Here is a 25,505-nt window from a genome sequence, read left to right on the forward strand (position 1 = left end):
TTAGGCCCGGGGTAATATGTAGTCAAGAAGTAGATCAGCAAGCAGCGAAGGGGGAGAAGATACATGGAGAGCAGTGAGGCGATACGCCCCGAGAAGATGGGGCCGCTGGTGATGAAGGAGACCTGGAACACGCCGGGCAGCGTGGTGTCCTGGGAACGCTCTGAGAATATCTATATCGTCCGCGGGGAATGCGCCGGGATGGCTTTTATCTTCTTGAGTGATGATATGTTCCGGATGAAGGTCTTCCATGATAAGGTGCCGGACCTGACTACCTCGGAGGCGGTGCTGAAGGAGTGCTGTATTCCGCATCTGTTTCCGGTAGAGGAGACGGAGGAACAGCTCATTTTCTCTACCGGCGCCATCCGGCTGATTATTGAGAAGGCCTCATTTCTGCTCCGCGTGGAGAATACGTCCGGCAAGGTGATCATGCAGCAGAATCTGTCGAGCTGGAACCCGCGCGGCGCAAGCCATGCGGAATATGATATGCAGCCGGACTCGCATTTCTACGGACTGGGTGAGAAGTCGAGCTTCCTGGACAAACGCGGGGAACGTTATACGAATTGGAACACCGATGTGTTCGCCCCGCATCTGCCGGAGATTGAGGCGCTCTATGAGTCGATTCCGCTCATTATCCACATGCACGGTGACCTCTCCTACGGGCTGTTTCTGGATAATACGGGCCGGAGTGATTTCGACATGCGCTCGCACGGGATTGCTTTTACCATTGGCTGTTCAACGGGAGCTTACGATATCTATTTCATTAATGGGCCTGAGATGAAGGATGTCGTCAAAAGATACACCACGCTCACCGGCCGGATCGCCCTTCCGCCTAAGTGGGCGCTCGGCTATCACCAGTCCCGCTACAGTTACATGAACCAGCAGGAGGTGTTGCAGCTGGCTAAGACCTTCCGTGAGAAGAACATTCCCTGCGATGTGATCTATCTGGATATCCACTATATGGACGAGTACCGCGTATTCACCTTCGACCCTGTCAACTTCCCTGATCCGCAGAAAATGATCTCGGAGCTAGCGGAGCTGGGTGTGCGCATTGTCCCGATTGTCGATCCCGGCGTCAAAAAAGACCCCAAATACGAGGTGTATAAGCAAGGGGTGCTGGAGAAGCACTTCTGCCGCCGCCTGGAGGGGGATATTTTCTTCGGTGAGGTGTGGCCGGGGAGCAGTGCCTTTCCTGATTTCAGCGACAGCCGGACAGCTGAGTGGTGGGGAGATCTGCACAAATACTACACGGAGCTTGGCATTCAGGGCATCTGGAACGATATGAACGAGCCGGCGGTCTTCAATGAGACTAAGACAATGGATCTTGATGTGATGCATTTCAACAACGGGCGGCCGGTGACGCATGAAGAATACCATAACCTGTACGGGATGATGATGTCCAAAGCGACCTACGAGGGGCTGGCCGAGCATATGGGGGGAGAGCGTCCCTTCGTGCTGACCCGTGCCGGGTATGCGGGCATCCAGCGTTATGCGGCCGTATGGACCGGCGATAACCGCAGCTTCTGGGAGCATATGGCAATGGCAATGCCGATGGTGCTGAACATGGGGCTGTCAGGGCTGGCCTTCTCGGGGCCGGATATCGGCGGGTTCGCCCATCATACGTCGGCGCAGCTGCTGGTGCGGTGGACGCAAATGGGCGTGTTTTTTCCCTATTGCCGAAATCACTCCTCCATCGGAACGCTGCGCCAGGAGCCGTGGTCCTTCGGGGAAGAGGTGGAAGGGATTCTGCGTGAATTCATCGGGCTGAGGTACCGCTGGATGCCGCATTTGTATAATCTTTTTCATGAAGCGGAAATGAGCGGTCTGCCTGTCATCCGTCCGCTGGTGCTCGAGTATCCGCGGGATCCGCATGTAACCAACCTGTGCGACCAGTTCCTGCTGGGTGAAAATGTGCTGATAGCCCCGGTCTACCGCCCGGATACAGATCACCGCTCCGTCTATCTGCCGGAAGGCTGCTGGCTGGACTATTGGGACGGGGAGATTCACGAAGGCGGACGCCATATTCTTGCGGCTGCGCCGCTGCACATCATGCCGATGTATGTGAAGGCTGGCAGCTTCGTGGCCGAAGGCCCGCTGAGACAGTATGCGCTGGAGGACACGAAGGAGACGATCATCTTCCATCTCTACGGGGCGGAAGCAGCTGCGAGCTTCTCTTCGTCCTTCAAGCTGTACGAGGATGACGGCCACAGCTTCAGCTACCGCAAAGGGGAGTATACGGAGCTTATCGTGCAGGCCGAAGGCGGGGAGGGTACGCTTGCGCTGAAGTGGGCGTATGCGGTGCATGACTACAAGCCGCGCCGGGAGACGCTGCGGTTCGCGCTCTGCTATCCGTTCTTCACTGTTGATGCGGTGGAGGGGCTGGCCGAGATTAGTCTGGAAGAGCTGAATGAAGGGGCGCTGGGCTGGGCCCGGAACGGCAGGAACGGCGCGGTCATCGTTCAGGTGGCAGATGCTGCCGGGGGCGGAGAACTACGTATTCTGGCGGGTAAGGACTAGGGGGCAGATAGTTGTAACTGTAAAAGGATTTGAGGACCGGCTTGCCTGGAGAGGCGTGCCGGTTCTTCCTGCTGTAACGCAATCTGGACAGTATTGGCCTGATCTGAACAACAATCTGCTGAAAATCACAGAAAATGTACAGAAAAGTTTTTAAATATATGCTTTTTCGTATAAGATGAAGGGATGAAGAAAAAGTTGCAGCAAACAACGTAACAGGAAGGCTGTACGGCTAGAGCTATTGCCGCCGGTGCAGCTTCATAATATATTTCTCGCGCAGCAGGAGGCAGTCTTCCGGAGTGGAAGGGCTGTTCTTGCTGTTTGCTCAAAAGAATGGAGATCAACCAACAATGATTAAGCATCTGTATGCAATATGGTTAGGGGACGTATTATTCTGCTTCTCGGGCGAAACCTCCGAGCCGAAGGTGGACGCATGGACACGCGTGATCAAACGGCTGGAGCTCCGTAGCGGCTGGCGTCCTTTTGCGGGTGCTGCCCTGCGGCTGGCGGAAGTGAAGTATCCTGCGGCCGCTGCTGCGGAGGGCAAGCCGGCGCGGCGCGGACTGCCCGGACGCACCCTGGAAGGGCTGGCGCTGTCTCCGAAGGATGCCTTCGAGCTGCTGCTGGCCTGGGATGAACAGGCCAGCAGCGCCCAAGGCATTGAGCCTGGGGGAGAGCTGCGCTACTGGTCGGCAGCGGCCCGCTTCGCGCTGGAGCTGATGGGCAAGGGCGGGATTGTGCCCGGCGCTCAGCCGCCGCGCAAGGTGGGCTCGCGGCGGCGCGGCGGCGAACAGGCTGCTGCTGTATGCTGGTCACCGGCGTTCCGGGAAGAGGCGGATAAGGAGTTCTTCCTGCAGATGGCGGCCTCTATGCCGGTGCTTGCGCTCGGCACGCATGTAGCCGAGGAAGGCGACCTGTCCTCGCGCGAGGAAGCAGGCGGATATGTGCTGTATTCCTTCCTGCAGGCGGTCATGACCGCCGAGATCAAGAATGTGGTTGCCGCCCATGAGGGCGCGCTGGCGCCGTATAAGGCCAATTACCGCCGCGGCTATTCTCCGCTGACCGAGCTGTGGTGGAACAGTCTGCTTACCGGCAGCCGGGATATCCCCGTGCAGGGGACCCCGGCTGAGGTGACGGAGCTGCTGAGCGTGGTGAACGAGACGGCGGGCCATGAGGTGCCGCATTTCGAGACCGAGGAGGCCCGCAGCGGACAGCTTAGTCTGGGCCTGCGGCTGGAGCCGCCGGCAGAGGAGAGCGAGCTGTGGCAACTGACCTTCTGGGCGGAGAGCCGGGAGGAGGGGGAATTCTGGATTCCGGCGGAAGCGGTGTGGAGCAGCCGGGAGCGGGAATTCACCCTATGGGGCAAGAGATACCGCAATATCCAGCAGCAGCTGCTTGCAGCTCTGGGACGGGCGGCGAAGAGCTCGCCGGATATCCGGCGTTCGCTGGCTGAACCGGCTCCGCGCGGTATTGAGCTGCCGCCGGAGCGGCTGTATTTCTTCTTGAAGGAGAGCGTGCAGCAGCTTCGGGAACGGGGAATTACGGTGCAGATGCCATCGCGCTGGAGCCGTGAGGGACGTCGGCGGATCGGCATGAAAATGAAGATGCAGCCGCCGGTTGGCGGAATGGACGGTCCGGTTCAGCCGGCGCTGGGCATGGAAGAGCTGATCTCTTTCCGCATCGAAGCCTCTCTAGGGGATTCGGATATCACTGAGGATGAATTAAATGCCCTGGTGGAGGCGGGCGTGCCTTTTGTGCGCTTCCGGGGAGAATGGATTGAAGTGGACCCCAAGGAAGTGCGTCAGGTCCTGAGATATATTAAGCGCGGTGAGAGCGGAGAGATGACAGCAGCCGACTGGATGCGCCTGGAGGCGGAGGATGGCGATGAGCGGCTGTGGAAGGGCATGTCGGTTACCGGCATGGAGACCTCCGGCCTGCTGGCTTCCCTCATGCATGGCGATGCGCTGCGCGGGATGCCGCTGCGTCCGGTGCCGGAGGACCTGAACGGGACACTGCGTCCTTATCAGGAGCGGGGGTATCAGTGGCTTACGGCACTAAGCAGCCTCGGATTCGGAGTCTGCCTGGCTGATGATATGGGCCTCGGCAAAACCATACAGGTCATTACCTGCCTGCTGGACCGGGCGCTGAATGCCCCTCCAGGCGAGAAGCAGGAGCCTGTACTGATTCTCTGCCCGACCTCTTTGCTGGGGAACTGGCAGCGGGAGTTGCAGCGCTTCGCCCCTTCGCTTAGCTTGCATATTCACCATGGAGGACGGCGGGTGCGCGGCGAAGGATTCAGGGAATTGGCGGCCAGCCATGAGATTGTGCTGACCACCTACCATTTGGCGGGCCGGGACAGCGAGGATCTGGCCGGGGTACGCTGGTCTACTGTTGTGCTGGATGAAGCGCAGTATATCAAGAATCACCGCACCAAGCAGGCGCAGAGCGTCATGAAGCTGAGCGCGCCGCACCGGATCGCAATGACCGGTACTCCGGTGGAGAACCGGCTGGGCGAGCTGTGGTCGATTTTCCATTTTCTCAACCCAGGCTATCTGGGCACGTACCATTCCTTCCGCCAGCGTTATGTGTCGGGAGAGGGCGGCGAACGGCTGCGTGAGCTGCACCGGCTGGTCTCGCCCTTCCTGCTGCGGCGTCTCAAGAGTGACCCGGATATCTCGAAGGATCTGCCGGAGAAGCTTGAGCTGAAGTCCTACTGTCCGCTTACGGAGACCCAGGCAGCGCTGTATCAGGGCGTTGTGGATGAGATGCTGGGCGTCATCGGCGAGCGCTCAGGAATGGCCCGGCGGGGGCTGGTGCTGTCTTCACTGACCAAGCTGAAGCAAATCTGCGATCATCCCCAGCTGTTCCGCAAGGACGAGGGGCGGAGCCTGCGCAGTGAGCCTTCGGGTAAAATGGACGTCATGTTCGAGGTGCTCGACAGCATCTCTGAGCTTGGCGAATCGGCGCTGATCTTCACCCAGTATGTGGCGATGGGCGAGCTGCTGGTCAGCCGGCTGGCCCGAAGATACGGTCAGACGCCGTTGTTCCTGCATGGCGGCATCTCGAAGCGCGAGCGCGACGAGATGGTGCATGCTTTTCAGGAGGGGGAAGGTCCGGCCTTCTTCGTTCTCTCGCTTAAGGCAGGAGGCGTTGGCCTCAACCTGACACGGGCCAATCATGTGCTGCATTATGACCGCTGGTGGAACCCGGCCGTAGAGAATCAGGCGACGGACCGCGCCTTCCGGATCGGACAGCACAAGAATGTGCAGGTGCATAAGCTGATCTGCCAGGGGACGCTGGAGGAGAGAATTGACGAGCTGATTGAACGTAAAAAAAGCCTGTCCGAGCAGGTCGTTGGCTCCGGGGAGAACTGGTTGACCGAGATGTCTAACCATGAGCTCAAAGAGCTGATTGAACTACAGGGACAGGACTGGATGTAGATTGTGCAATAGATTGTAAGGCAGAAGGAGGAAGCATCGATGAATGAGCTGCTGGAGCTGCGGCTGGAGGTGCTGCCCGGGGTCATTAAGGCCACCGGGAGTGTGGGGCCTGTTGCTGAAGGAACAGACAGACGCAGCGGCAAAGCCAGAGCAGGGATAGAGAAGCAAGGAGTGCGCGCGGAGAAAGAACGGCGGGCGGAGCAAGGGCAGGGAAAGCAGGCGGAAACCGTGCGGCAAGGAGAGCGGGCGTCGCAAGGAGAACGGGCGGAACAGAGACAGCGAGGAGAGCGGGCGGAACAAGTGAAGCAAGGACAAAGTGTGCAGCAAGGTCAGCAGGTAGAACCTGTGCCGCAGGTGCAGCGGGAAGCTGTTACTCTGCGCATTCCGCAGTGGACGCCCGCCCGGAAGAATGAAGCACTGCATCAGCTCTCGGCGCATCCGGGTGAATTGTATGATCTGCTGCAGGGCAGCCTGAATGGCGGGCTTGCTGCGCTGGAGTTGCTGCCTGCGGATGACGAGCTGAGGCTGGCTGCAGATGAACAGGGCACGGGTCTGCTGCCGGCTGAGGAACTGGTGGGGCAGGTCCAGCAGCAGCTGACCCAGGAGCCGCTGCTTGCGTTCGCCCTGCGCGGACTGTCCAAGGAAGAGCTGCTCTCCGGTGTGTTCGCCCTGTGGGCGGAGCAGGAGAACGAGCGAAGTGCGGAAGAAGACGCGCCTGCGTCTGTGTCGCTCGCGTCCGAGCTGGCAAGGCTGGAGCGCAAGGGTCCGGCTGTATCCTCTGGAGAATGGCTGGCCGAGGCTGCGGCTGAAGGCTCTCTGCACCAGCCGGGGCCGCTGTTTCATGAGATCTCCTCCCGTCCGTTTCCGGCAATGCCTGAGGTAATGGAACCGGAGGAGGATTGGAGCGCACTCCTGCCGCAGACACCCAAGGCGCGTGAGGGGCTTGCGCTCCTGATGCGCCGCGTCTCGGAAGCCGCCGCGAAGCGAGCGGCGGGCTTGAGTAAGCTGTAGCTGCGGGTTCGTGAGGCGGGCTTGAGTAAGCTGTAGCTGCGGGTTCGTGAGGTGGACCTAAGTAAGCTGTAGCTGCGGGTTCGTGAGGCGGGCTTGAGTAAGCTGTAGTTGCATGGGTTCGTGAGGTGGACCTAAGTAAGCTGTAGCTACGCGGGTTCGTAAGCATGGCTCTATAGTAAGCTCCGGGTTGAACGGATAGGTGTGGCGGGATTAAATGAGCTATGCTGTATTGTTTGTACGGCGACTAAAGCTGCTCTTTAAGTAATATAGAGTGTAAACTAGGCCAACTGGTGGAAATGAATCGGATGCCGGGACACGAACGGAAGAGATGATCTACCAAGTAACATTAGTTTTGAGAGCAGTGCGCCGGAGAGGATTGGGGATGGCTGCACGAGAATAAAGTAGATAAATCCCTCTGAATCAGCCAGAAGTTGGCGGAATGAAGAAATGAAGGGGATAAATCCCTCTGAATCAGCCGGAAGTCGGCGTGTGGACATTTAGCTGATATTCAGCAGCCGGGAATGAGGAGCAGAAGTGCCCCTGAATTGACCCAAACTGGGCGTGCGGCGGGAATGAGGAGCAGAAGTGCACCTGAATTGGCCCAAACCAGGCTTGCGGCGGGAATGAGGAGCAGAAGTGCACTTGAATTGGCCCAAACCGGGCGGGAGGCGGGAATGAGGAGCAGAAGTGCACCTGAATTGGCCCAAACTGGGCGGGAGCCGGGAATGAGGAGCAGAGGTACACCTCATTTCAGCCCTGATCGCCAGAAAGCAGCCAGCAAAACAAAAGAGGAGCACAAAAGCGCTCCTCTTGTAGCCGGATAACGGCCTAGCTGCGGGCATTTCACCCTAAGTTTATGTGTGTTCTGTGCCGCACAATTAAGACTCGTTACTGCCGCTGCCTTCTGACAGCTCCAGGATCTCCCGGCGCAAGCGGAGCATCTTCTGATCGAGCTCATCGGCGGCACGGGCGGCTTCCTTCAGCTCCTCGGCCACATGGGAGGGCAGCTGTTTGTCGAATTTATAGTAGAGAATATGCTCCATGCTCGCCCAGAAATCCATGGCTAGCGTACGCAGCTGCATCTCTGCCTTCACCCAGCGTGTGCCATCCAGCAACACTAGTGGTATAGCCACGATAAGGTGCAGGCTCTGGTAACCGTTCGGCTTCGGATGGGCGATGTAGTCCTTAATCTCAAGCACACGGATATCCTCGCGGGCGCACAGGTGATCCACCAGCCTGTAGATATCCTTCACGAAGGCGCAGACAATCCGCATCCCCGCAATATCATGGATGTGCTGTTCCATATTATCCAGGTTAAGTTCGTAGCCCTTACGCTGCATCTTTTGTACAATGCTCTTCGGTTCTTTGATCCGGCACTTCACATGCTCGATCGGACTGAAGCCGTCACGCACCTGCCACTCGGTCCTGATGATATCGATTTTATTCTCAAGCTCATTCAGAGCATGGCGGTACAGCGCCGGCAAAGCCTTGAAATTCTCAACCTGCTTGGCAAAATCCTCGTTAATCTGCCACTTCTGCATATCCTTCACATGGACCTGCAACTTGTTCAATGTTACTTGTGTACTATCATATTCTTCCACTGAAACTCTCCCGGTTTTCGTTATTTGTGACTGTAGACCATGAATGGATGACTACGGCAATCCTATACAGCGCTAGCTGCGGTTCTGATTCTATTTTAACCGATGTACAGCTCCGGAAGCAAAATAAAACCGTAACCCTGGCCGAAGAGAAACATTCTTCCCTCCGGCGCGTATTAGCACAGTATAGGCATTAAGCCATTCTTATGGCGCAGCTCTGTTCATTCTTATTTGTTGGTGGGAGAGCCTGTGCCATAACCTTCATCCTGATAGCCCGTATTCTCCAGCTTCTCCAGGACGTTCAATCCTTCGATCTGAAGGCGGGTCTCGTCAGTGCCGTGGTCATGCAGGTACTGGAAGAGGCGGATGGTGGCGTCATCGAACTGCTCTGCGGCATCATCATGATCGGCTGACTTGTAGGGTACCAGAGCACGCCGGAAGGCGTATTCATCCCCGCTGGCCAGATCAGCCAGAAGATCCTGAAGCACGGTCAGCCCGTCACTGGACAGCAGAACCTCGTACTCACTGGAGTCGCCCCTCTCTTCCTGAATCAGACTGTGATTCACAGAGACGAAATATCGGTTAAGGTTATCGTTAGTCACAATTCATCCCTCCATCATTCGATAATGTACGGGTACGCAGGAACGAAAGACAGCAGAAGGCAATATGTATGATTGCTCCTTCCGCAGCATACTCATTTCAAGTAAGAACGCTAGCCGCTCTACTTGGTATTTACCACATGACGACAAATAATGAATCTGCCGTGGACTTTTGGTATGATAGAATCACGTTTCCACTGCTGCATGGAGCGGCAATCGGAATGGAAGGATATACGCGGCTGCGAATCAGCCTATTCTCACTCTGGAGAAGGAGGAACTACAATGAATTTTCTGCAACGCATTAAAGACGGTGCCAGCCGGGTGAGTGAAAAAGCGCAAAGCTCGGTGGAAGTGAGCAAGCTGAATGGGCAGATTTCAGATATTGAGCATGAGATGCAGGTTGAATTTCTGAAAATGGGGAAGCTGTTCTACGAGGGGTATCGTTCAAGGGATATGTCGGTGGCTGAAGGCCAGATGATCGAGCTTGCGCGGGGCTGTAACAAGCTGCAGGAGCAGATCGAGGACGTACGCTCAAGAATTGCCGAACTGAGGAATGAACGCTTGTGCGCCTGCGGTCAGATCGTAGGGCTGGATGCCAATTTCTGTCCGCATTGCGGACGTAAGCTGGAACCACGCAAGCCGGAAGATAAGGAGATTTCACTGCGTAAAGAACCGTCTTCCGCGGCTGCCGCTACCGCAGCGCCATCTGCGGTTACCGTACATACGGTGCTGGAGCATGAAGATGAGGAAGACCAGTACTACGGCGAGGAAGAGCTGACCGAAGCGGAACGGGAGCTGGCGAGAAGACCCGAAGCGCGTGTGCAGTACGCGGAGGTGTTGCCTGAACTGGAAGAAGAGGCAGAGCTGGAGGAAGTCGACCGGATGGCTTCAGGTTCTGACCGGAGCCGCCGGGAGGCGGATGAGCTGGAACGGGAACGGGAGCGGCAACTGGAGCTGGACCGCCGGATCAGGGACTGGAAAGCAAGTGAGCCAGCCGAAGAACGGGTAGCCGGAGATGTGGATACACGGGAGGTCGTGAATTGCCAGATCTGCCGCGCCGACTTGCCGAAGGGCTCCATGTGGTGCCCGCGCTGCGGCTCGGAACAAATATAGACAGTGTAGTACTGACAGCTTAGGGGGACAACATAGATGGAACAGTTGCTGCTGCATCTGCGCAATTTGGGTTTCACAGAGATGGAATCCAAAATTATGGTTGAGCTGGCCACCAAGGGCCAGGCTTCGGGCTACGAAGTGGCAAAGCAGCTAGGAGTATCAAGATCGAACGTATACGCGGCGCTTCAGCGCCTGACTCAGCAAGGCTACGTGCGCTGCGGAGAAGGGGAGCCGGCACGCTACAGTGTGCTGGACCCGGAAGAGCTGGCCACGATGATATCCGGCCGGGTGCAGGCCTCACTTGCTTATATGGAGAGTGAAATGCCGCGCGGGGGCCCGGTCAGCCCCTCCTTCTACAACGTGGAGGGTGACCGGAATGTAATTGGAGAGCTGGTCCGCCAGCTGAATCTTGCCGCTCAGGAGATTGTAGTGGATGTGTGGCGGGAGGAAGCCTCGCTGCTGCGCAGTGAGCTTGAGCAGGCGGAGAAGCGCGGAGTGAAGCTGCTCTGGGCTTTTGACGGCGGTGACGCTGTACCGGCACCTTATCCGGTATGGCCGCCCCTGCCGGGCAAGCCGGAACGCAGCGGAGGCCGGAAGTTCTCCTTCGTCGTGGACCGGAGCTGGTGCATGCTCGGCATGCGTTATGAGGACGGGAGCGCCCAGGCTGTGATTACTGAGCATCCGGTGCTGGTGGAGCTGCTGCTCAAATCTTTTACACAGGAATTGGTATTGTTCGAGCTTGAGGAAGATATGGGCCCCGAACTGCAGCGGCGCTACGGGGAGCGCTACAGCCGGATCTACAGCAAATATGTGCTGCATGATCAGGAGGAATCCGGAGAAAAGCCGGAGGAATAGGGCTGGGGTAGTAAGTGCCCAAGTTCACTAAGCAAGGGAGGTGACAAGCATGGAGTGTATTGTACATTTTGAAGTGCAGCATGCAGATGGCGTCAAGCCGCTGCGCGGACTGCTGTTCCTTGAAGAGGGCAAGACCCCGGAAGAACGGGAGCTGGTGGAGATGTTCAAGGACATGAAGTTCAACGTCCGGCTGGATAACCGGGAGAAATGGATTTTCAAGCCAGTGGCTCCGGGAGAAAGTTATTCCGAGATCCGCATTACCAGCTTTGACAACGGGATGAAAAACAGCAAGCCGGAGGGTGAGCTGAAGTCGATTGTCGGCAACTTACTGCCCCAGAAACCAACAGGGCTGTAGATGACAAAGCAGGCTCCGCCTGGAAGTAATGGAGCTTGATGCTACAATTTGATTAATCATCTGGATGAATAATAGCATAAAAGCAGCACAAAAAAAGCAGGCCCCCCGGATCACTCTCCGCAGGGCCTGTTTTATTTGTGTTACAGGAAGCCTTCGCAGGACCCCTGACTCTGGAGCTAAGGCCGGACTTCGAGTGTTTGAGGCTCGATGCCCGCCCTAGATGCTGGCGTGACTGGAACCGGGCCCGGCTGCCGCCAGCAGCGAGAGCACGCGCAGCGCGCCCGGCTCGCAAGCCACGGCCAGCGGCGCCGTGCCGAGCGCTTCGCCATCGCCGATGGCGTGGCGCGGCTGCGCGAAGTGGACGGCTACGCTGCGACCGCGAAGCATGGTGACATAGGGCAGCTTCGTGTGCCTGCCCTTCACCACCGTCGGGAACAGCCGCAGCAATTGCCCGCGGCTGACCCCGTGCACGACGCAGACGTCAAGCAGGCCATCGCCTGATTCCGCCTGCGGGCAGATCAGCAGCCCGCCGCCGTAGCTGGGCAGGTTGCAGACCGAGACCAGCCACGCCTGATCGAAGGCCTGCTCCTTGCCGTCGCAGGTCACGCTGACGCGGCAGGGCTTGAAGGTCATCAGCGTATGCAGAACGCCGATGATATAGGCTAGGCGCCCGGCGCCAATGGCGTTACACAGCCGCTTGTAGCGGCTGCCGTTCACATTGACGGCCACTTGCGCGTCGAAGCCGCTGGCTACCGCGGTCAGGGTGAGGCTACCTGCCGCGTTGAGCAGATCGGCTTCGATCCAGCGCTCCTGCAGCGCATGATCCAGCGCTGCCTCGGGCGCGAGCGGGATGCTGAACCCGCGCGCGGTGTCATTGCCCGAACCCGCCGGGATGACACCCAGCGGGACATTCCTGCGCCGCAGTGCGCCTAGCACACTGTGGATCGTGCCGTCGCCGCCGACAACGATGGCAGCGCGCCAGTCTTCGCTGCGGGCCAGCGCCTGAAGCACCTGACTCTCTGCGCTGTCAGCGCTCTGGGTGAACAGCGCTTCATAGGGAACAGCCCGCGCCGCAAGCAAGGCCTGTACGGTGTGCCAGGTCCGGCGCCCCGCTCCGCCGCCGGAGCGGGAATTTATGATGAACAAATACATGGATGCTTCCCCCAGCCTGTAGATTCCTGCTTGTCTTATCCCATTGTAAGGAGCGGGCAGGCAAAAGGGAAACTATTTTCTGCGGCGCTGCAGCTACAGCTGCCGCAGCTGGCTTTCGGCGATCTCCCCGACCCAAGGGAGCTTGGACCATCTGCTGCCCAGGGCATGGTAGATCATCAGGAGCCAGACCGCGAAGCTGCAAAGGGAGATCAGGGCGCCTACCACATCACCGAGAAGCGGAATGAAGCCGCTGAGCACATGAGCGATCATAAGCACTCCGAAGGCAATCAGGGATTGAAGCGAGTGGAACAGAACGAAGCGGCTGCGCTTCTCCAGTGCGAGGAAAATAATCGCCCCGATAAACGGGAAGAAATAACACAAAGCGGCAGCAATGTTATCGGGCAGTCCGGTCGAAGATCTGAAAGGCGACAAAGGGCTCACTCTCCTTCCCTACAAGCCTATGAGGTGTCCAGGCAAAGTATGAGCCGTGCGGAGATGCTATCCAATAATTTCTGGGGAAAGGGAGCACAATATGTTCAGGTTCACAAACGGGAGGGCAAGCATATACTATATAAAATTTCCATTTGCATTTTTACATGGAAAGGTGGAAGTTCATCTGGAATATGATACAATATAACGATAAGGCCCGAAAGGAGTGATTCAGTAAGTGGCTCTTCGGGTAATTAAAGTGTCAAGGTGTCTTTGCAGTGGGACATCCTTACTCTCAGCCCAAATCACGACGAACCTGCTTCACCGGCAAGGCGGAATTCCAAGTTACTGGAATGGTAGTCTGGACGGGTAATGCAAGCCGCGTATGTGTAATGGTTGTTAACTTGCATTTCAAGGTTACGGCGAACTTTTCATCATGCATTCTCTACAACGGAGCATTCATTTTCAATGTTTTGGGAGGGAACTGATCATGGCAAGTAAAGGTCATAACGAAGTCAAGGAAAGTCTACGGGAAATGACACGTATTTTCCGGCCCAAAGATCCCAAGAAATTTGTGAAAGAGTACGTCCGGAAGTATCGGATCACGGGAGGTTATGAGGAAGAGCTGACCATGGTTGTGGAGCATGAGCTGGTTAGAATGAATTCTTCCGTCTCCTGAAAAAGCAGCCAGATTCTGTTTCGTGCTGTGTGATACCGACAACTATATATGTAAGCTACATTCAAGCGATAACATCCATGAGGATTCTCATAAACCGTGCCCGGGCAGCCTGCTGTTTCTGGAATCGGTTTTTTTTGTATGCCCTTTGCAGATTGTCTTCGTATGTCAAATGAATGTTTAGACACAAATACATATGAATACGCTTCAGAAGTAGTTTAACAGTTTTCCAGCAAAAATGAAAGCGCTTATAAAATCAGTGTTGACAAGCTTTCTGCGATTTAAAAATGATTTTGTGAATTTGTTGTGAACGATTGACAAAACCGTAGGCCGAACTTATATTAATAGTGATTGTTATAATTGACAGGAAAATACTCTAATCTACGAATTCGGGAAAAGCGGGGTAGATCAATGATGAAAACGTGGCAGGCTGGTAAGCGGCTTCTTCCCATGACCGCAGCGCTTGGACTCCTTCTGGCCGGATGCGGGCGGGAGGACTTGTCGGTACTCAGACCGCAGGGACCCGTAGCGGAAAGCTCTTACGGACTGATGAAGCTGTCGATCACGATCATGATCGTGGTGCTGCTGATCGTCTTCTCCATTGCGGCTTATGTATGGATTCGCTTCCGCCGGAAGAAGGATCAGGATGAGATTCCGAAGCAGGTGGAGGGCAGCTTCAAGCTGGAGGTGCTGTGGACGGTCATCCCGCTTATTCTCGTCATTGTGCTGGCGATTCCCACGGTGAAGGTGGTGTTCGCTGCCGGCAATGATCATTCGGATGACAAGGACGCCATCAAGGTCAAGGTGACCGGCCACCAGTACTGGTGGGAGTTCGAATATACGGATTACGGAATAACGACCGCGCAGGATCTGATTATTCCTACTGGCAAGCATATTGCCTTCGAGCTGAGTACCAAGGATGTGCTGCATTCCTTCTGGGTACCCTCGCTTGCCGGGAAAATGGACACCAATCCCGACGGCACGGTGAACCGCTTCAGCTTCAGTGCGCCGAATGAAGGCGTTTACCGGGGGAAATGCGCGGAGCTGTGCGGACCCTCACACGGGTTCATGGAGTTTAAGGTGAAGTCGGTCAGCGGTGAGGCCTTTGACAAGTGGGTGGCTTCGATGAAGGCGCCGGAGTCGGTGATGCCGGAAGACCCGGTACTGGCCGAGAAGTTCAAGTCCCAGTGCCTGACTTGCCACGCGATTGGCAGCATGCCCGCATCACCGGTGGCTCCCAGCCTGACCGGAATTGGCTCCCGTGAATCGGTTGCGGGAATTCTGCTTAATGATGACACCCGTGAAGACGGGGCGCCAATCCTGGAGAATCTGAAGACTTGGCTGCATGATCCGCAGAGTGTGAAGCCCGGCAACAAGATGCCGAACCCGAAGGATATGGGCTTAAGTGATGAAGAGATCGACGGCATTGCCGAATATCTGGCCGGTTATACGCTGGAATAGGGGCTTATGACTGAAGCGGAAGCAGCATATTTGATAAGGGGGTACATACCTTGGCTCACGCAGCGCAATCCTTGCAGCCCTCCCAGCCCTTGCAGCCCGGCCACAGCGCCAAGCGGCATACCGGGCTGATGGACTGGATTACCACCGTCGACCACAAAAAAATAGCCATCCTGTATCTATGGGCCGGAGGTCTATTCTTCGGCATCGGTGGCCTGGAGGCAATCCTGATCCGTATTCAGCTGATCAAGCCGATGAATACCTTCCTGGATGCCCAGACCTTCAACGAGCTGATAACCATGCACGGCACGACCATGATCTTTCTTGGAGTCATGCCGGTTATTTTCGCGCTGATGAATGCGGTGATTCCGCTGCAGATCGGCGCGCGGGATGTCGCCTTTCCTTTTCTCAACTCGCTGGGCTTCTGGACCTTTCTGTTCGGCGGTCTTCTGCTGAACCTGAGCTGGGTCATGGGCGGCGCGCCTGATGCGGGCTGGACGGCTTATACCCCGCTATCAGGTAAGGGCTACAGCGCCTCGCATGGAGTGGACTTTTATACGATAGGACTACAGATTGCCGGTCTCGGCACCCTGATTGGCGGGATTAACTTCCTGGCTACCATCATTACGATGCGCGCGCCAGGGATGTCCTTCATGCGGATGCCGATGTTCGCCTGGGCTACCTTTATTACCTCAGCCATTATTCTATTTGCCTTCCCTGCGGTTACCGTAGGACTTGTCCTGCTTACCTTCGACCGGATACTGGATGCCAACTTCTTCGATGTTGACGGTGGGGGCAATCCCGTGCTGTGGCAGCATATCTTCTGGATCTTCGGCCATCCCGAAGTGTATATTCTGATTCTTCCGGCCTTCGGCATCATCTCCGAGGTCATTCCGACCTTCTCGCGCAAGCGGCTGTTCGGGTACAGCTCCATGGTTTTTGCGACGATTCTGATCGCCTTCCTGGGCTTCATGGTCTGGGCGCATCATATGTTCACCACCGGCCTTGGTCCGGTAGCTAACGCCTTATTCTCCGTCTCTACCATGCTGATTGCCGTTCCGACCGGGATCAAGATCTTCAACTGGCTGTTCACCATGTGGGGCGGACAGGTACGGTTCACGACTCCGAATCTGTTCGCGGCCGGGTTCATTCCTACCTTCACGATGGGCGGGGTAACCGGGGTGATGCTGGCTTCCGCGCCGGCGGACTTCCAGTTCCATGATACGTACTTCGTGGTGGCGCATTTCCACTACGTCATTGTCGGCGGTCTAGTGCTCGGGCTGTTCGCCGGGCTGCACTACTGGTGGCCGAAGATGTTCGGGCGCATGCTCAGCGAATCCTTGGGCAAGTGGACCTTTTGGACCTTCATTATCGGGTTCCACTTAACGTTCTTCGTGCAGCATTTCCTGGGGCTGATGGGGATGCAGCGGCGCGTATTCACCTATTTGCCGAACCAGCAGTTCGATACGCTCAACCTGGTCAGTACAGTGGGAGCGTTCCTGATGGGAGTGGGCATGATTATCTTCCTTATAAATGTATTCTTGACCTCCAGACGGCCGGCGGATGCGCCGGAAGACCCGTGGGAAGACGGGCGGACGCTTGAATGGACGATACCTTCGCCGCCGCCGGAATATAACTTCAAGCAGACGCCGCTGGTGCGGGGCCTGGATGCCTTCTGGAAAGAGAAAATGGCCGGGCATAAAGCCATGACTCCTGCGGAGCCGATTGGCCCGATTCATATGCCGTCAGCCACGATTCTGCCGTTCCTGATGTCCGTCGGTATCTTCATTGCGGGCCTTGGCTTCATGTTCAGCCGCGATGAATTCAGCAGCAGCATCATGAGTTTCCTGTTCAATAACTATATTGTTACGGCGCTGGGGCTTCTTATTACCTTCGGATCGATGCTGATGCGGTCGCTGTTCGACGATCACGGCTGGCATATTGAACCCGAAGAGCTGGAAGAAGGTGAGCAGAGATGACAACGGCACATGCTGAAGCGGCGGACGGTATACTCCCGCATGAACCTGAGAAAGCGACCCTGGAAGGACGCAACAAAGTGCTGGCCTTCTGGCTGTTCCTCGGGGGGGAAGCGGTGCTCTTCGGCACCCTGTTCGCTACCTTCCTGGCCCTGCGCAATCAGACGAATGAGGGACCCACGGCGGCTGAGCTGTTCCACCTGCCGCTGGTTGCAGCAGCGACCCTTCTCCTCCTGGTCAGCAGTCTGACCAGTGTGTTCGCCATTCAGGCCATGCACCGGGGAAATGTGGCCCAGCTCCGGAACTGGCTGCTGGTGACCGTCCTGCTTGGCCTTGCATTCCTGATCCTGGAGATCTACGAGTTCAGTGTATATATCCGGCATGAGGAATTCGGGATGACGACGAGTGCGTTCAGCTCGGCCTTTTATACGCTGGTCGGGTTCCACGGTGCCCATGTTGCCTTCGGGATTCTGTGGATTGCCGTGCTGATCGGACAATTGCTGCATAAAGGCTTGACGGTCGTTACTGCACCGAAGATCTACGTGTCGGCGATGTATTGGCATTTCATTGATGTGGTATGGGTCTTTATCTTCACAGTCGTATACCTGCTCGGAAAGGTGGGGTGAAGCCATGACGACGAAGCAGCCTTCTTCAGATTCTGCGGTGAAGCACCGGCACCGTCCGGAAGGACCGCAGCGGCATATTGTGGTGTTTGTGTTCTCCGTGGTGCTGACGCTGATCGCTTTTGCCGCGGTGGCAGCCGGAGGGGTGAATGCTACCTTTGCGATCATCCTGCTGCTGGTAATGGCTGTGCTGCAGGTGTTCCTGCAGATGGGCTTCTGGATGCATCTGAAGGACAAAGGGCATATGATCCCGATTATCTTCATGCTGGGCGGTTTTTTTATCGCAGGCACCTGTATTGTAATGGCACTCTATTGGGTATGGTGGGATTGATTCTATCTCCGGGGAGGTCTTGAGGATGATATCGGGATTGCAATATTTCAGCTTTACGGAACTATGGAGTCCGCTGTTTCTGGCCCTGATGCTCCTCCTGACTGCCGGATATTTTGTGCTGATCGGTCCGCTGGCCTCCCGTTTTGAGGGCAGCACTGCAGTCCCCTTCTGGCGGAGGGGGCTGTTCTTATGCGGAATACTAGCCCTCTATCTGGCGCAGGGGGGACCGGTCAGTCTGCTGGGACATATCTTATTTTCCTTCCATATGGTCAGTATGGCCTTATCCTATCTGGTGGCGGTTCCGCTGATTATGCTCGGTATTCCCGACTGGTGCTGGCGCGCTCTGCTGCGGGTGAATCCGCTGAAGGGACTGGCTTTTCTTGCTAAGCCGGTGGTGGCGGCCCTGCTCTTCAATGGCCTGTTCTCGCTCTACCATATCCCCGCCATCCATGATTATGTCATGCTGCATTTCACCGTTCACCGTCTGTATTATGGCGTCCTGTTCCTGACCTCGGCGCTGATGTGGTGGAATCTGATCAACCCCTTGCCGGAATACCGGGCGCTTAGCGGTCTGGGGCAGGTGGGCTTCATCTTTCTGAACATGGTGCTGCTGACACCGGCCTGCGGGCTGATAATCTTTGCGGGCTCCCCCCTCTATGCTACATATAGCGACCCGGGCACCTGGGCGAAGGCGATGGGCTACTGTGTTCCGCAGAGTCCGGCTGCATTACTGCAGGCTTTTGGCGGTCCCGGCTTCTTTGGATCTCTCTCCCCCAAGGTAGATCAGCAGGTTGGCGGCATCGTGATGAAATTTATTCAGGAATTTATTTTCGCCTCGATGCTTGCTTATGTGTTCTATCATTGGTATAAAAAAGAGAACGGACAAGAGGACACAGATGTGTCCGCGTCACCCTCTGCACTGGCGGAGGAGGTCTGAACTATAATGAGCTGGTAAGTACCGAGGGGGATATTCATGGATATTTTCACATTGTTTCCTACGATCAGCACATCGTTCATCGTCATAAGCGCGGTGCTGGTGGCAATCGGCTGGAGACAGATCATTCAAGGCAAACGCGAAGCGCACAAGAAGACGATGATTGCGGCTGCAGTGGCAGCGATTCTGTTCTTCCTGGTGTACTCGTCAAGAACGGTGTTCGTAGGCAATACCTCCTGGGGCGGCCCGGATGAGCTGACGACGATCTACCATGTCTTCCTGATCTTCCACATCGTGCTGGCTACCGTCGCTGCTGTATTCGGCATCACCACGCTGACGCTCGGCTTCAAGGCCAAGTATGCCAAGCACCGCAAGTGGGGCAGAGTGACCGCTGTCATCTGGTTCATCACTGCCATCACCGGAGTTGCCGTCTATGTACTGCTGTATATCTTCTATCCGGGCGGCCATACCAAGCCAGTCTGGGAAATCATCCTGGGCGCGTAATCCGAAGGGAAGAGATGCCTTGAAATAGGGGAGAAGCCTGTCCATCTGCCGCTGCTGCGGGGGAGGGGCGGGCTTTTTTTGGGTTAGGGGCTTGGAGTGGGCGAAATGTACTCGAAAAACCGATTACAATGCGCGTGGGATTGCACTCGCCAAATGTTAAGAATAACAATGCAGTTTAATTTCAATCATTAAGGAGAAAACATGGACCCACACATCAAACGAATGTTTCTGGACGAACATGCTGCTGAAGGTGCTAGGCGCTTTGGGATTAGCCCCAAGGATCTGACCTTCATTGGAGGCTTTCAAAACTTCATATATTCTTATATCTCGGTGAGTCCCAATATATTCTTCGCTTTACTCCGGGGACACTTCGTACCTCCGAGGGAGTTGCAGCCGAAATCGAATGGATTCGTTACCTAGCGGAGAAAGGGGTGTCAGTTTCAGCTCCGGTTCGATCGGTGAATGGAAAGGACGTTGAGCGTATTCATGGGAATACGATGGATTTTTACGCAGCAGCGTTCAATTATGCACCCGGCAAGAAGATTGGATATCCGGAATGCCTGGGGAACCCGATGCTATATGAACAATGTGGCCGTATTACAGGCCGGCTTCATGAACTGACTAAGCGGTACAAACCGGTATCCAGAAGGCATACCTGGGAGACTAATGAATACCTTATGCGGGCGAAAGATTATTTACCGGCACAGCTTGGGCCCATTATACATGCCCTTGATGGACTAAAAGCAGAGTTGGCCAGTCTTCCTGTCACCTCAGATGATTTTGGTTTAATTCATGGGGATATCAACGTAGGCAATTTCTCAGTGGATGAGTCAGGGCGGATCACGCTTTTTGATTTCGATGAGTGTCAGTACAGCTGGTATGCCGAGGATATTGCTATCCAGCTCTATTATTTACTATATGTATTTGGGGAAGATTCGAGGTCTGAACGTAAGGCGCAATACGAGCTTTTTATCCGGCATTTCGAGCTAGGCTACACGGAGGATGGCCGGCAGCTCCCCGATGGCTGGAAGAGTCAACTGGATTTGTTTCTTAAACTGCGTGAAATTATCGTAGTCGTCGGCATGCACCGGAGTTGGGATATAACACAGGCTGACGATTGGACCCGTGGGTTCTTGCAGGAGAGTACAGTGCGTATTACCAAGGGGATTTCGTTAATCGATGGGTTCGGCGAAGAGGGGCAAGGATCATAGTTGGAAAAAGCACACTTAATTCCAGCGATGCGGATATTTGCAGGTAAGCAATTGGAAAAAGTCCACCTAATTCCCCGGAAATCATCGAATTGGACGGAATCGAAGAAATTAAATGTCGTTTTTTCCAACTGTTGTCCGTGAATGGGGCGGTGCCGTCAAAATAGATGGACAAAATCCACTTAACGCCACCGGCTGCGTTCAGAACTGTACACTAAAACCATTGAATCGGTGGATTCCTGTTCCAAAATGATCAAGCCCTTGCTCTTGCAGATATAGAGCCGCACACTTTGCTTCTTGAAGAATCTCAGGTTCAAGTCCAAGAGTATAATGTGAGCCGTATACTTTGCGGACGCCGCTAATCTCTGAAATGCGTATCAGGGAGCGCGTCAGTTCAGCGGGATTCGTGGAAGGGTAGAAGGCGTAGACTGGCATGGTGTCATAGAGCAGATCGCCACTGAAGAGAAACCCCCGCTGATTATCAAAGAAGCATAGATGGCCTGGTGAATGCCCGGGCGTATGATATACCGTGATGATCCGTCCGCCGCCCAGGTCAACCGTATCTCCGTCATGGAGCAATCCTGCCGGTTCCCCTTGAAAAGGTGTGTAGGTAGAGGGAGTGAATCCCGCAGGTGTCTGGCGTGTGATATCCCGGCCGATATTCCGCCTAATCTGCTCCAGAGACAAGCCTTGGATACCATGGATCAGCCAGTGCTGATCACCTTCATGCACCAGAATCCGCCCGAATTCTCCATGGCTGCCTATATGATCACTATGAACATGACTAGTAAGGACATCTATGGGCAGCCTGGTCAGCTGGCTGGTGATGCTGCGGATATTCCCTATGCCAAGCCCTGTGTCGATCAGTGCAGCCCGGTCTGCTCCGAGTAACAGGAAGGAATGTACCTGTTCCCAATGACCGTATTCGCTGATGGCGAAGGTTGAATTATCGATTGCTGTAACCGTGAACCAAGAATCATCCATTACACATTCCTCCAATAATTAAAGATACTGTATACCCGTCTGATCCTGCAAGATAAACAAAAAAACCTGCAAGCTCCGAAAGAGAGCTTGCAGGCACCTGAATGAACCAAGAGCTACAACCGGAACGAAGACACCGTACTCTGCAGCTCCTCGGCCAGGCTGGCCAGGGACTGGGCGGAAGAGGCGGTTTCTTCGCTGCTGGCGGCGGACTGCTGGGTGGTGGCGGAGATGCTCTCCACGGCAGCGAGGACGTTGGTGGACTGGGCGGCTTGTTCTTCGCTGGCGGCGGCGATTTCTGATATTTTCTGGCCGGCGCTGTTGACCATCGTCACGATCTGATGAAAAGAAACGCCGGTCTTCTGCGACAGCTCCGCACTCTCCTGTACAGCGCTCACGCTGTAGCGTGTATTCACCTGCATTCCCTTGATGATGCTGGTAATCTGCTTGGTGGCCTCGCCGCTGCGCTCAGCCAGCTTGCGCACCTCGTCGGCCACAACCGCGAAGCCGCGGCCCTGCTCGCCTGCTCTGGCTGCTTCAATGGCGGCATTCAGAGCGAGCAGGTTGGTCTGATCTGCAATATCCTCGATGACATCGATAATCTCACCGACCTTCTGCGAGTCCTCCTCAAGCTTAGCCATCTGCCCGCTGACAGCCTGCATGCTCTCCATCGACTCCTGAATGATGCTGTTCCCGTTCTCGGCAATGGTTACCGTCTCATCGGAAATCATCGAGGCCTGCTCGGTATTCTGGGCTACAGAGTGGATTGCACTGGACAGCTCTTTGAATAACTCGCTAATGGTCCCGGCATCATCCGCTGTAGTCGTGCTGCCGCTTGCCACCTCTTGCGTACTGGCGGAGATCTCCTCGGCGGCGGCGGACAGGCTTTGGGAATGCAGCAGGATGGAGCCCACTGTCTTGCGGAGGCTAGCGACCATCTCGTTCACCTTGGCAGCCAGAATGCCGATTTCATCTCTGGTATCGATATCGGATTGGCTGCGCAGGTCGCCGTCAGCCACCTTCGAGAGAACCTTGACAACCTTCGCAAGCGGATTAGAAATAATGCGGGAGATGATATACCCTAACAGGATGCACAGAATAACCGCGCCGATAATAATGCCGAGGGTAATGTTGCGTGAAGAGCTATAGAGTACGGCTCCAGCCTGCCGGGCCTGATCCGCTTCCCTGGTATTGGTGAGAATCAGATCGTTCAGGATCTGCTTCAAGGTATCGCCCTGACTATTAAGCGTGCTGCTGCGCAGCATCTCCAGCAGCTTCTCGTCCTGTCCGCTCAGCGCGAGGCTGACCAGGGAATCGTAGGTAAGCAAATATTCATTCCAGGCAGCTTCAAAAGGGGCAATGGTCTGAACCGATTCCGGGCTCAGCTTGGTTTTGCGGAAGGCGGCGATGCTATCGAGCACGTTCTGCTTCTCTCTTTTATAATCTTCTACCCTCTGCTGGCGTTCCTGAGGGGTCTGCTTAATGTACAGATCCCTGACGATGCCGCGCATGACGGAGAAGCTGTTCTGCGAGCTCTGCAGGGAGGAGACGGGAACCAGATTGTTCACATACATATCATCCAGACTCTTATTGATAGAGCCGAGATTGCTCAGTCCGTAGAGACCCACGAAGGAAAGAATGACAGCGACGATCAGGAAGGACGAGATTAATTTCACGCTTGTTTTTAGATTATAGAACCATTTCATACCTGTTTCCCCCAATAAAGATGATTTTGTTAAACGAAAACTCCCGTAGTGAAAAATAAGCTGGCTATGTCTATGATCAGTGCGATATTTCCATTTCCCAGGATGGTAGCTCCTGATATATTCTCAGTCTTGCCCATGTAGGAGCCGAGCGATTTGATTACGATATCCTGATTGCCGATAAGTGTATCTACGGCCAATGCCAGCCGTTTCTCGCCCCGCCCCACGATGATCAGCGGAATGGATGCTGCGCTGCCGCCCGCGCCTGCGGGGAGCCGCAGGACATCCTGCAGCCAGACCACCGGTACGAGCTGGCCCCGTGCGGTAATGACATTCTGCCCCCGGACAGAGCTGATCTCCTCTGGAGTGACGCGGACAATCTCGGCCACGCTGCTCATGGGAATCACGAAGGTCGCTCCTCCGGCATGAACGAGCAGACCCCGGATGATGGCGAGTGTTAAGGGCAGGCGAATCCGGAAGCGGGTGCCTCTTCCCCGGGTGGTCTCAATATCGATCATGCCGTTAATCCGTTCAATGTCATTACGGACGATATCCATCCCGACTCCGCGGCCGGAAATATCACTGATTTGCTGAGCTGTGGAGAAGCCGGGCCGGAAAATAAGCCGCAGCGCTTCATCCTCAGTCATCCCGCCGGCCTCTTCTGCCGTAATGATACCCTTCCGCAGAGCAGACTCTGCAATCAGGGCGGAATCGATCCCGGCTCCGTCGTCCTCGATGACCAGGATGACCTGGTTGTCCTCGTGGGAGGCGGCGACGCGGACGGTTCCGGTCTCGCTTTTGCCGGACTTGCGGCGGATTTCAGGGGTCTCTATGCCGTGATCGACAGCATTGCGCAGCAGATGGATCAGCGGGTCGCCAAGCTCCTCAATGAGCGTCCGGTCCAGCTCCGTCTCCTTGCCTTCAAGGACCAGCTCAACCTGCTTGTCCAGGGAGCCGGACAAGTCCCGGACCATGCGGGGGAGGCGGCTCAGCAGCTGCTCTATCGGCAGCATCCGCACCTTAATCATGCTCTCCTGCAGCTCGCCTGTAATCATAGCCAGATGGTCAGCAAGCTGGCCGAGCTCCTCTGTCAGATCATTGGTTCCGTATTGCTGGTGGAATCTGCGGTTCAGCAGATGGAACCGGGTCTGGTCGATGACCAGCTCACCCGCCAGGTTCATCAGCTTCTCCAGACGCTCCACCTGGACGCGGATGGTTTGCGGCTTGGTTTTGTCAGTGGCAGACGGCGGGGATTCGGGTGCTTCCGGGAGCTCCCGGCTTCCAGTCTCTAGATGGGGCGGTCTCATGTATTCACCGGGACGCGGAGAATCGTTAAGCACTTCTTCTATGTAGATACGATCAACATCCATAATGGATAAGACCTCCTGATGGAGCTCCCCGATATCAATCTTGGGCGACAGCAACCAGGAGGCCTCGTCGATCCGGCTGTCGTGGTCCTCTATCTCCTCCAGCTCCGGCTTCATGCGCAGGACCGCAGCGATACTCCGCAGCTTGGCATCGATCAGGTGAAGACGGGGCAGCTTCATCTCACAGCCGGGAGAGAGCCACACATGCACCCAGAACAACTGGAGGGGCATCTCGGCCTGGCTTGTCTGCACAGCGGGGGCCTTATCCTCTGGCTCCCGCTGCCCTTCCGCTGCGAATGTACTCAGCCGCTGAACCAGACCGGATACATCTGTGGTCTCCTGATCCGTAGCCGCGATTTCGCTCTGTAGCGCGCGCATTCCATCCAGCGCTTCGAAGAACAGGCGGATCAGCTCCGGCGTGACCCTCCGTTCCCCGCCCCGCATCTGATGCAGCAGATGCTCCAGATGATGCGTGACTTCCTTCAGCCCGTTGTAGCCCATAGAGGCTGAGGAGCCTTTAAGGGTATGGGCCGCCCGGAAGAACTGCTGGATTCCGACTTCCGTCTCCCCGGCCTGCTCCAGCCTGAGCACCTCATCCTCGATCAACTGCAGCTGGTCCTCCAGCTCCTCCAGAAAAATCCCTCGGTATTCCGATAAATCAACCATAGTTCGCCTTCTCTC

Annotated in this window: 21 protein-coding genes; 14 read left to right on the plus strand and 7 right to left on the minus strand. The window is 55.8% G+C overall.

Annotated features, from left to right (window positions below; all coding sequences use genetic code 11):
- Positions 1–63 precede the first annotated feature (63 nt).
- From NYE24_RS22965 to NYE24_RS22975, 3 genes are all read left to right on the plus strand, one after another.
- Entirely contained in the window at positions 64–2,514 is a 2,451-nt protein-coding gene (locus NYE24_RS22965; RefSeq protein WP_342476751.1) for a TIM-barrel domain-containing protein, read from the plus strand.
- A gap of 347 nt (positions 2,515–2,861) precedes the next feature.
- Positions 2,862–5,951: a DEAD/DEAH box helicase gene (locus NYE24_RS22970; protein WP_341028519.1), complete on the plus strand. Its 3,090-nt coding sequence runs from the start codon at positions 2,862–2,864 to the stop codon at positions 5,949–5,951.
- A 39-nt stretch (positions 5,952–5,990) separates the two neighbouring features.
- Entirely contained in the window at positions 5,991–6,962 is a 972-nt protein-coding gene (locus NYE24_RS22975; RefSeq protein ID WP_342476752.1) for a hypothetical protein, read from the plus strand.
- Positions 6,963–7,840: 878 nt separating this feature from the next.
- Here NYE24_RS22975 and NYE24_RS22980 read toward each other — a convergent pair.
- Both NYE24_RS22980 and NYE24_RS22985 read right to left on the minus strand, forming a co-directional pair.
- Entirely contained in the window at positions 7,841–8,503 is a 663-nt protein-coding gene (locus NYE24_RS22980; protein ID WP_051493521.1) for a GTP pyrophosphokinase family protein, read from the minus strand.
- 284 nt (positions 8,504–8,787) lie between these two features.
- On the minus strand, positions 8,788–9,162 hold the full coding sequence (locus tag NYE24_RS22985; protein WP_342476753.1) for a hypothetical protein: 375 nt from the start codon (positions 9,160–9,162) through the stop codon (positions 8,788–8,790).
- Between the two features lie 279 nt (positions 9,163–9,441).
- Here NYE24_RS22985 and NYE24_RS22990 point away from each other — a divergent pair, with 279 nt between their 5' ends.
- From NYE24_RS22990 to NYE24_RS23000, 3 genes are read left to right on the plus strand one after another with little or no spacing between them, the layout of a single operon-like run.
- Positions 9,442–10,272: a zinc ribbon domain-containing protein gene (locus tag NYE24_RS22990; RefSeq protein WP_036695265.1), complete on the plus strand. Its 831-nt coding sequence runs from the start codon at positions 9,442–9,444 to the stop codon at positions 10,270–10,272.
- Positions 10,273–10,308: 36 nt separating this feature from the next.
- On the plus strand, positions 10,309–11,127 hold the full coding sequence (locus tag NYE24_RS22995; protein ID WP_036695266.1) for a TrmB family transcriptional regulator: 819 nt from the start codon (positions 10,309–10,311) through the stop codon (positions 11,125–11,127).
- 49 nt (positions 11,128–11,176) lie between these two features.
- The gene (locus tag NYE24_RS23000; protein ID WP_342476754.1) at positions 11,177–11,482 is read left to right on the plus strand and encodes a hypothetical protein; all 306 of its coding nucleotides are present in this window, start codon (positions 11,177–11,179) and stop codon (positions 11,480–11,482) included.
- A gap of 216 nt (positions 11,483–11,698) precedes the next feature.
- Here the strand turns inward: NYE24_RS23000 and NYE24_RS23005 are convergent, their stop codons facing one another.
- Positions 11,699–12,634, minus strand: coding sequence for a diacylglycerol kinase family protein (locus tag NYE24_RS23005; protein ID WP_036695269.1), 936 nt, complete (start codon positions 12,632–12,634; stop codon positions 11,699–11,701).
- Positions 12,635–12,727: 93 nt separating this feature from the next.
- A complete protein-coding gene (locus tag NYE24_RS23010) occupies positions 12,728–13,066 on the minus strand; it encodes a hypothetical protein (RefSeq protein ID WP_342476755.1) in 339 nt (112 codons plus the stop codon).
- A gap of 487 nt (positions 13,067–13,553) precedes the next feature.
- Here NYE24_RS23010 and NYE24_RS23015 point away from each other — a divergent pair, with 487 nt between their 5' ends.
- From NYE24_RS23015 to NYE24_RS23050, 8 genes are all read left to right on the plus strand, one after another.
- On the plus strand, positions 13,554–13,742 hold the full coding sequence (locus NYE24_RS23015; RefSeq protein WP_019913840.1) for a hypothetical protein: 189 nt from the start codon (positions 13,554–13,556) through the stop codon (positions 13,740–13,742).
- A 408-nt stretch (positions 13,743–14,150) separates the two neighbouring features.
- Complete coding sequence (gene coxB, locus NYE24_RS23020; RefSeq protein WP_036695271.1) at positions 14,151–15,200, plus strand: cytochrome c oxidase subunit II; 1,050 nt, start codon at positions 14,151–14,153, stop codon at positions 15,198–15,200.
- Between the two features lie 128 nt (positions 15,201–15,328).
- Positions 15,329–17,176, plus strand: a complete 1,848-nt coding sequence (gene ctaD / locus NYE24_RS23025; RefSeq protein ID WP_051493522.1) for a cytochrome c oxidase subunit I — start codon at positions 15,329–15,331, stop codon at positions 17,174–17,176.
- Complete coding sequence (locus NYE24_RS23030; RefSeq protein ID WP_036695272.1) at positions 17,173–17,799, plus strand: cytochrome c oxidase subunit 3; 627 nt, start codon at positions 17,173–17,175, stop codon at positions 17,797–17,799. Before ctaD ends, NYE24_RS23030 begins: the two co-directional genes overlap by 4 nt.
- Before the next feature lie 4 nt (positions 17,800–17,803).
- A complete protein-coding gene (locus tag NYE24_RS23035; RefSeq protein WP_036695273.1) occupies positions 17,804–18,127 on the plus strand; it encodes a cytochrome C oxidase subunit IV family protein in 324 nt (107 codons plus the stop codon).
- A 28-nt stretch (positions 18,128–18,155) separates the two neighbouring features.
- Positions 18,156–19,064 (plus strand): cytochrome c oxidase assembly factor CtaG, encoded by a 909-nt coding sequence (ctaG, locus tag NYE24_RS23040; protein ID WP_342479283.1) that lies wholly within the window; start codon positions 18,156–18,158, stop codon positions 19,062–19,064.
- Positions 19,065–19,100: 36 nt separating this feature from the next.
- Positions 19,101–19,565: a DUF420 domain-containing protein gene (locus tag NYE24_RS23045; RefSeq protein ID WP_036695274.1), complete on the plus strand. Its 465-nt coding sequence runs from the start codon at positions 19,101–19,103 to the stop codon at positions 19,563–19,565.
- Between the two features lie 314 nt (positions 19,566–19,879).
- Entirely contained in the window at positions 19,880–20,776 is an 897-nt protein-coding gene (locus NYE24_RS23050) for a phosphotransferase (RefSeq protein ID WP_342479284.1), read from the plus strand.
- 198 nt (positions 20,777–20,974) lie between these two features.
- Here NYE24_RS23050 and NYE24_RS23055 read toward each other — a convergent pair whose 3' ends face one another.
- The 3 genes from NYE24_RS23055 to NYE24_RS23065 all read right to left on the minus strand — a co-directional run bounded on the left by NYE24_RS23055 (position 20,975) and on the right by NYE24_RS23065 (position 25,490).
- Complete coding sequence (locus NYE24_RS23055) at positions 20,975–21,757, minus strand: MBL fold metallo-hydrolase (RefSeq protein ID WP_341028533.1); 783 nt, start codon at positions 21,755–21,757, stop codon at positions 20,975–20,977.
- 113 nt (positions 21,758–21,870) lie between these two features.
- Positions 21,871–23,460 carry a methyl-accepting chemotaxis protein gene (locus NYE24_RS23060; RefSeq protein ID WP_036695278.1) on the minus strand — a complete coding sequence of 530 codons (1,590 nt, stop codon included), beginning with the start codon at positions 23,458–23,460 and terminating at the stop codon, positions 21,871–21,873.
- 29 nt (positions 23,461–23,489) lie between these two features.
- Complete coding sequence (locus NYE24_RS23065) at positions 23,490–25,490, minus strand: chemotaxis protein CheA (protein WP_342476756.1); 2,001 nt, start codon at positions 25,488–25,490, stop codon at positions 23,490–23,492.
- Between the last annotated feature and the right edge of the window lie 15 nt (positions 25,491–25,505).

It is taken from the genome of Paenibacillus sp. FSL H7-0350 (assembly GCF_038593195.1).
Lineage (GTDB): Bacteria > Bacillota > Bacilli > Paenibacillales > Paenibacillaceae > Paenibacillus_AQ.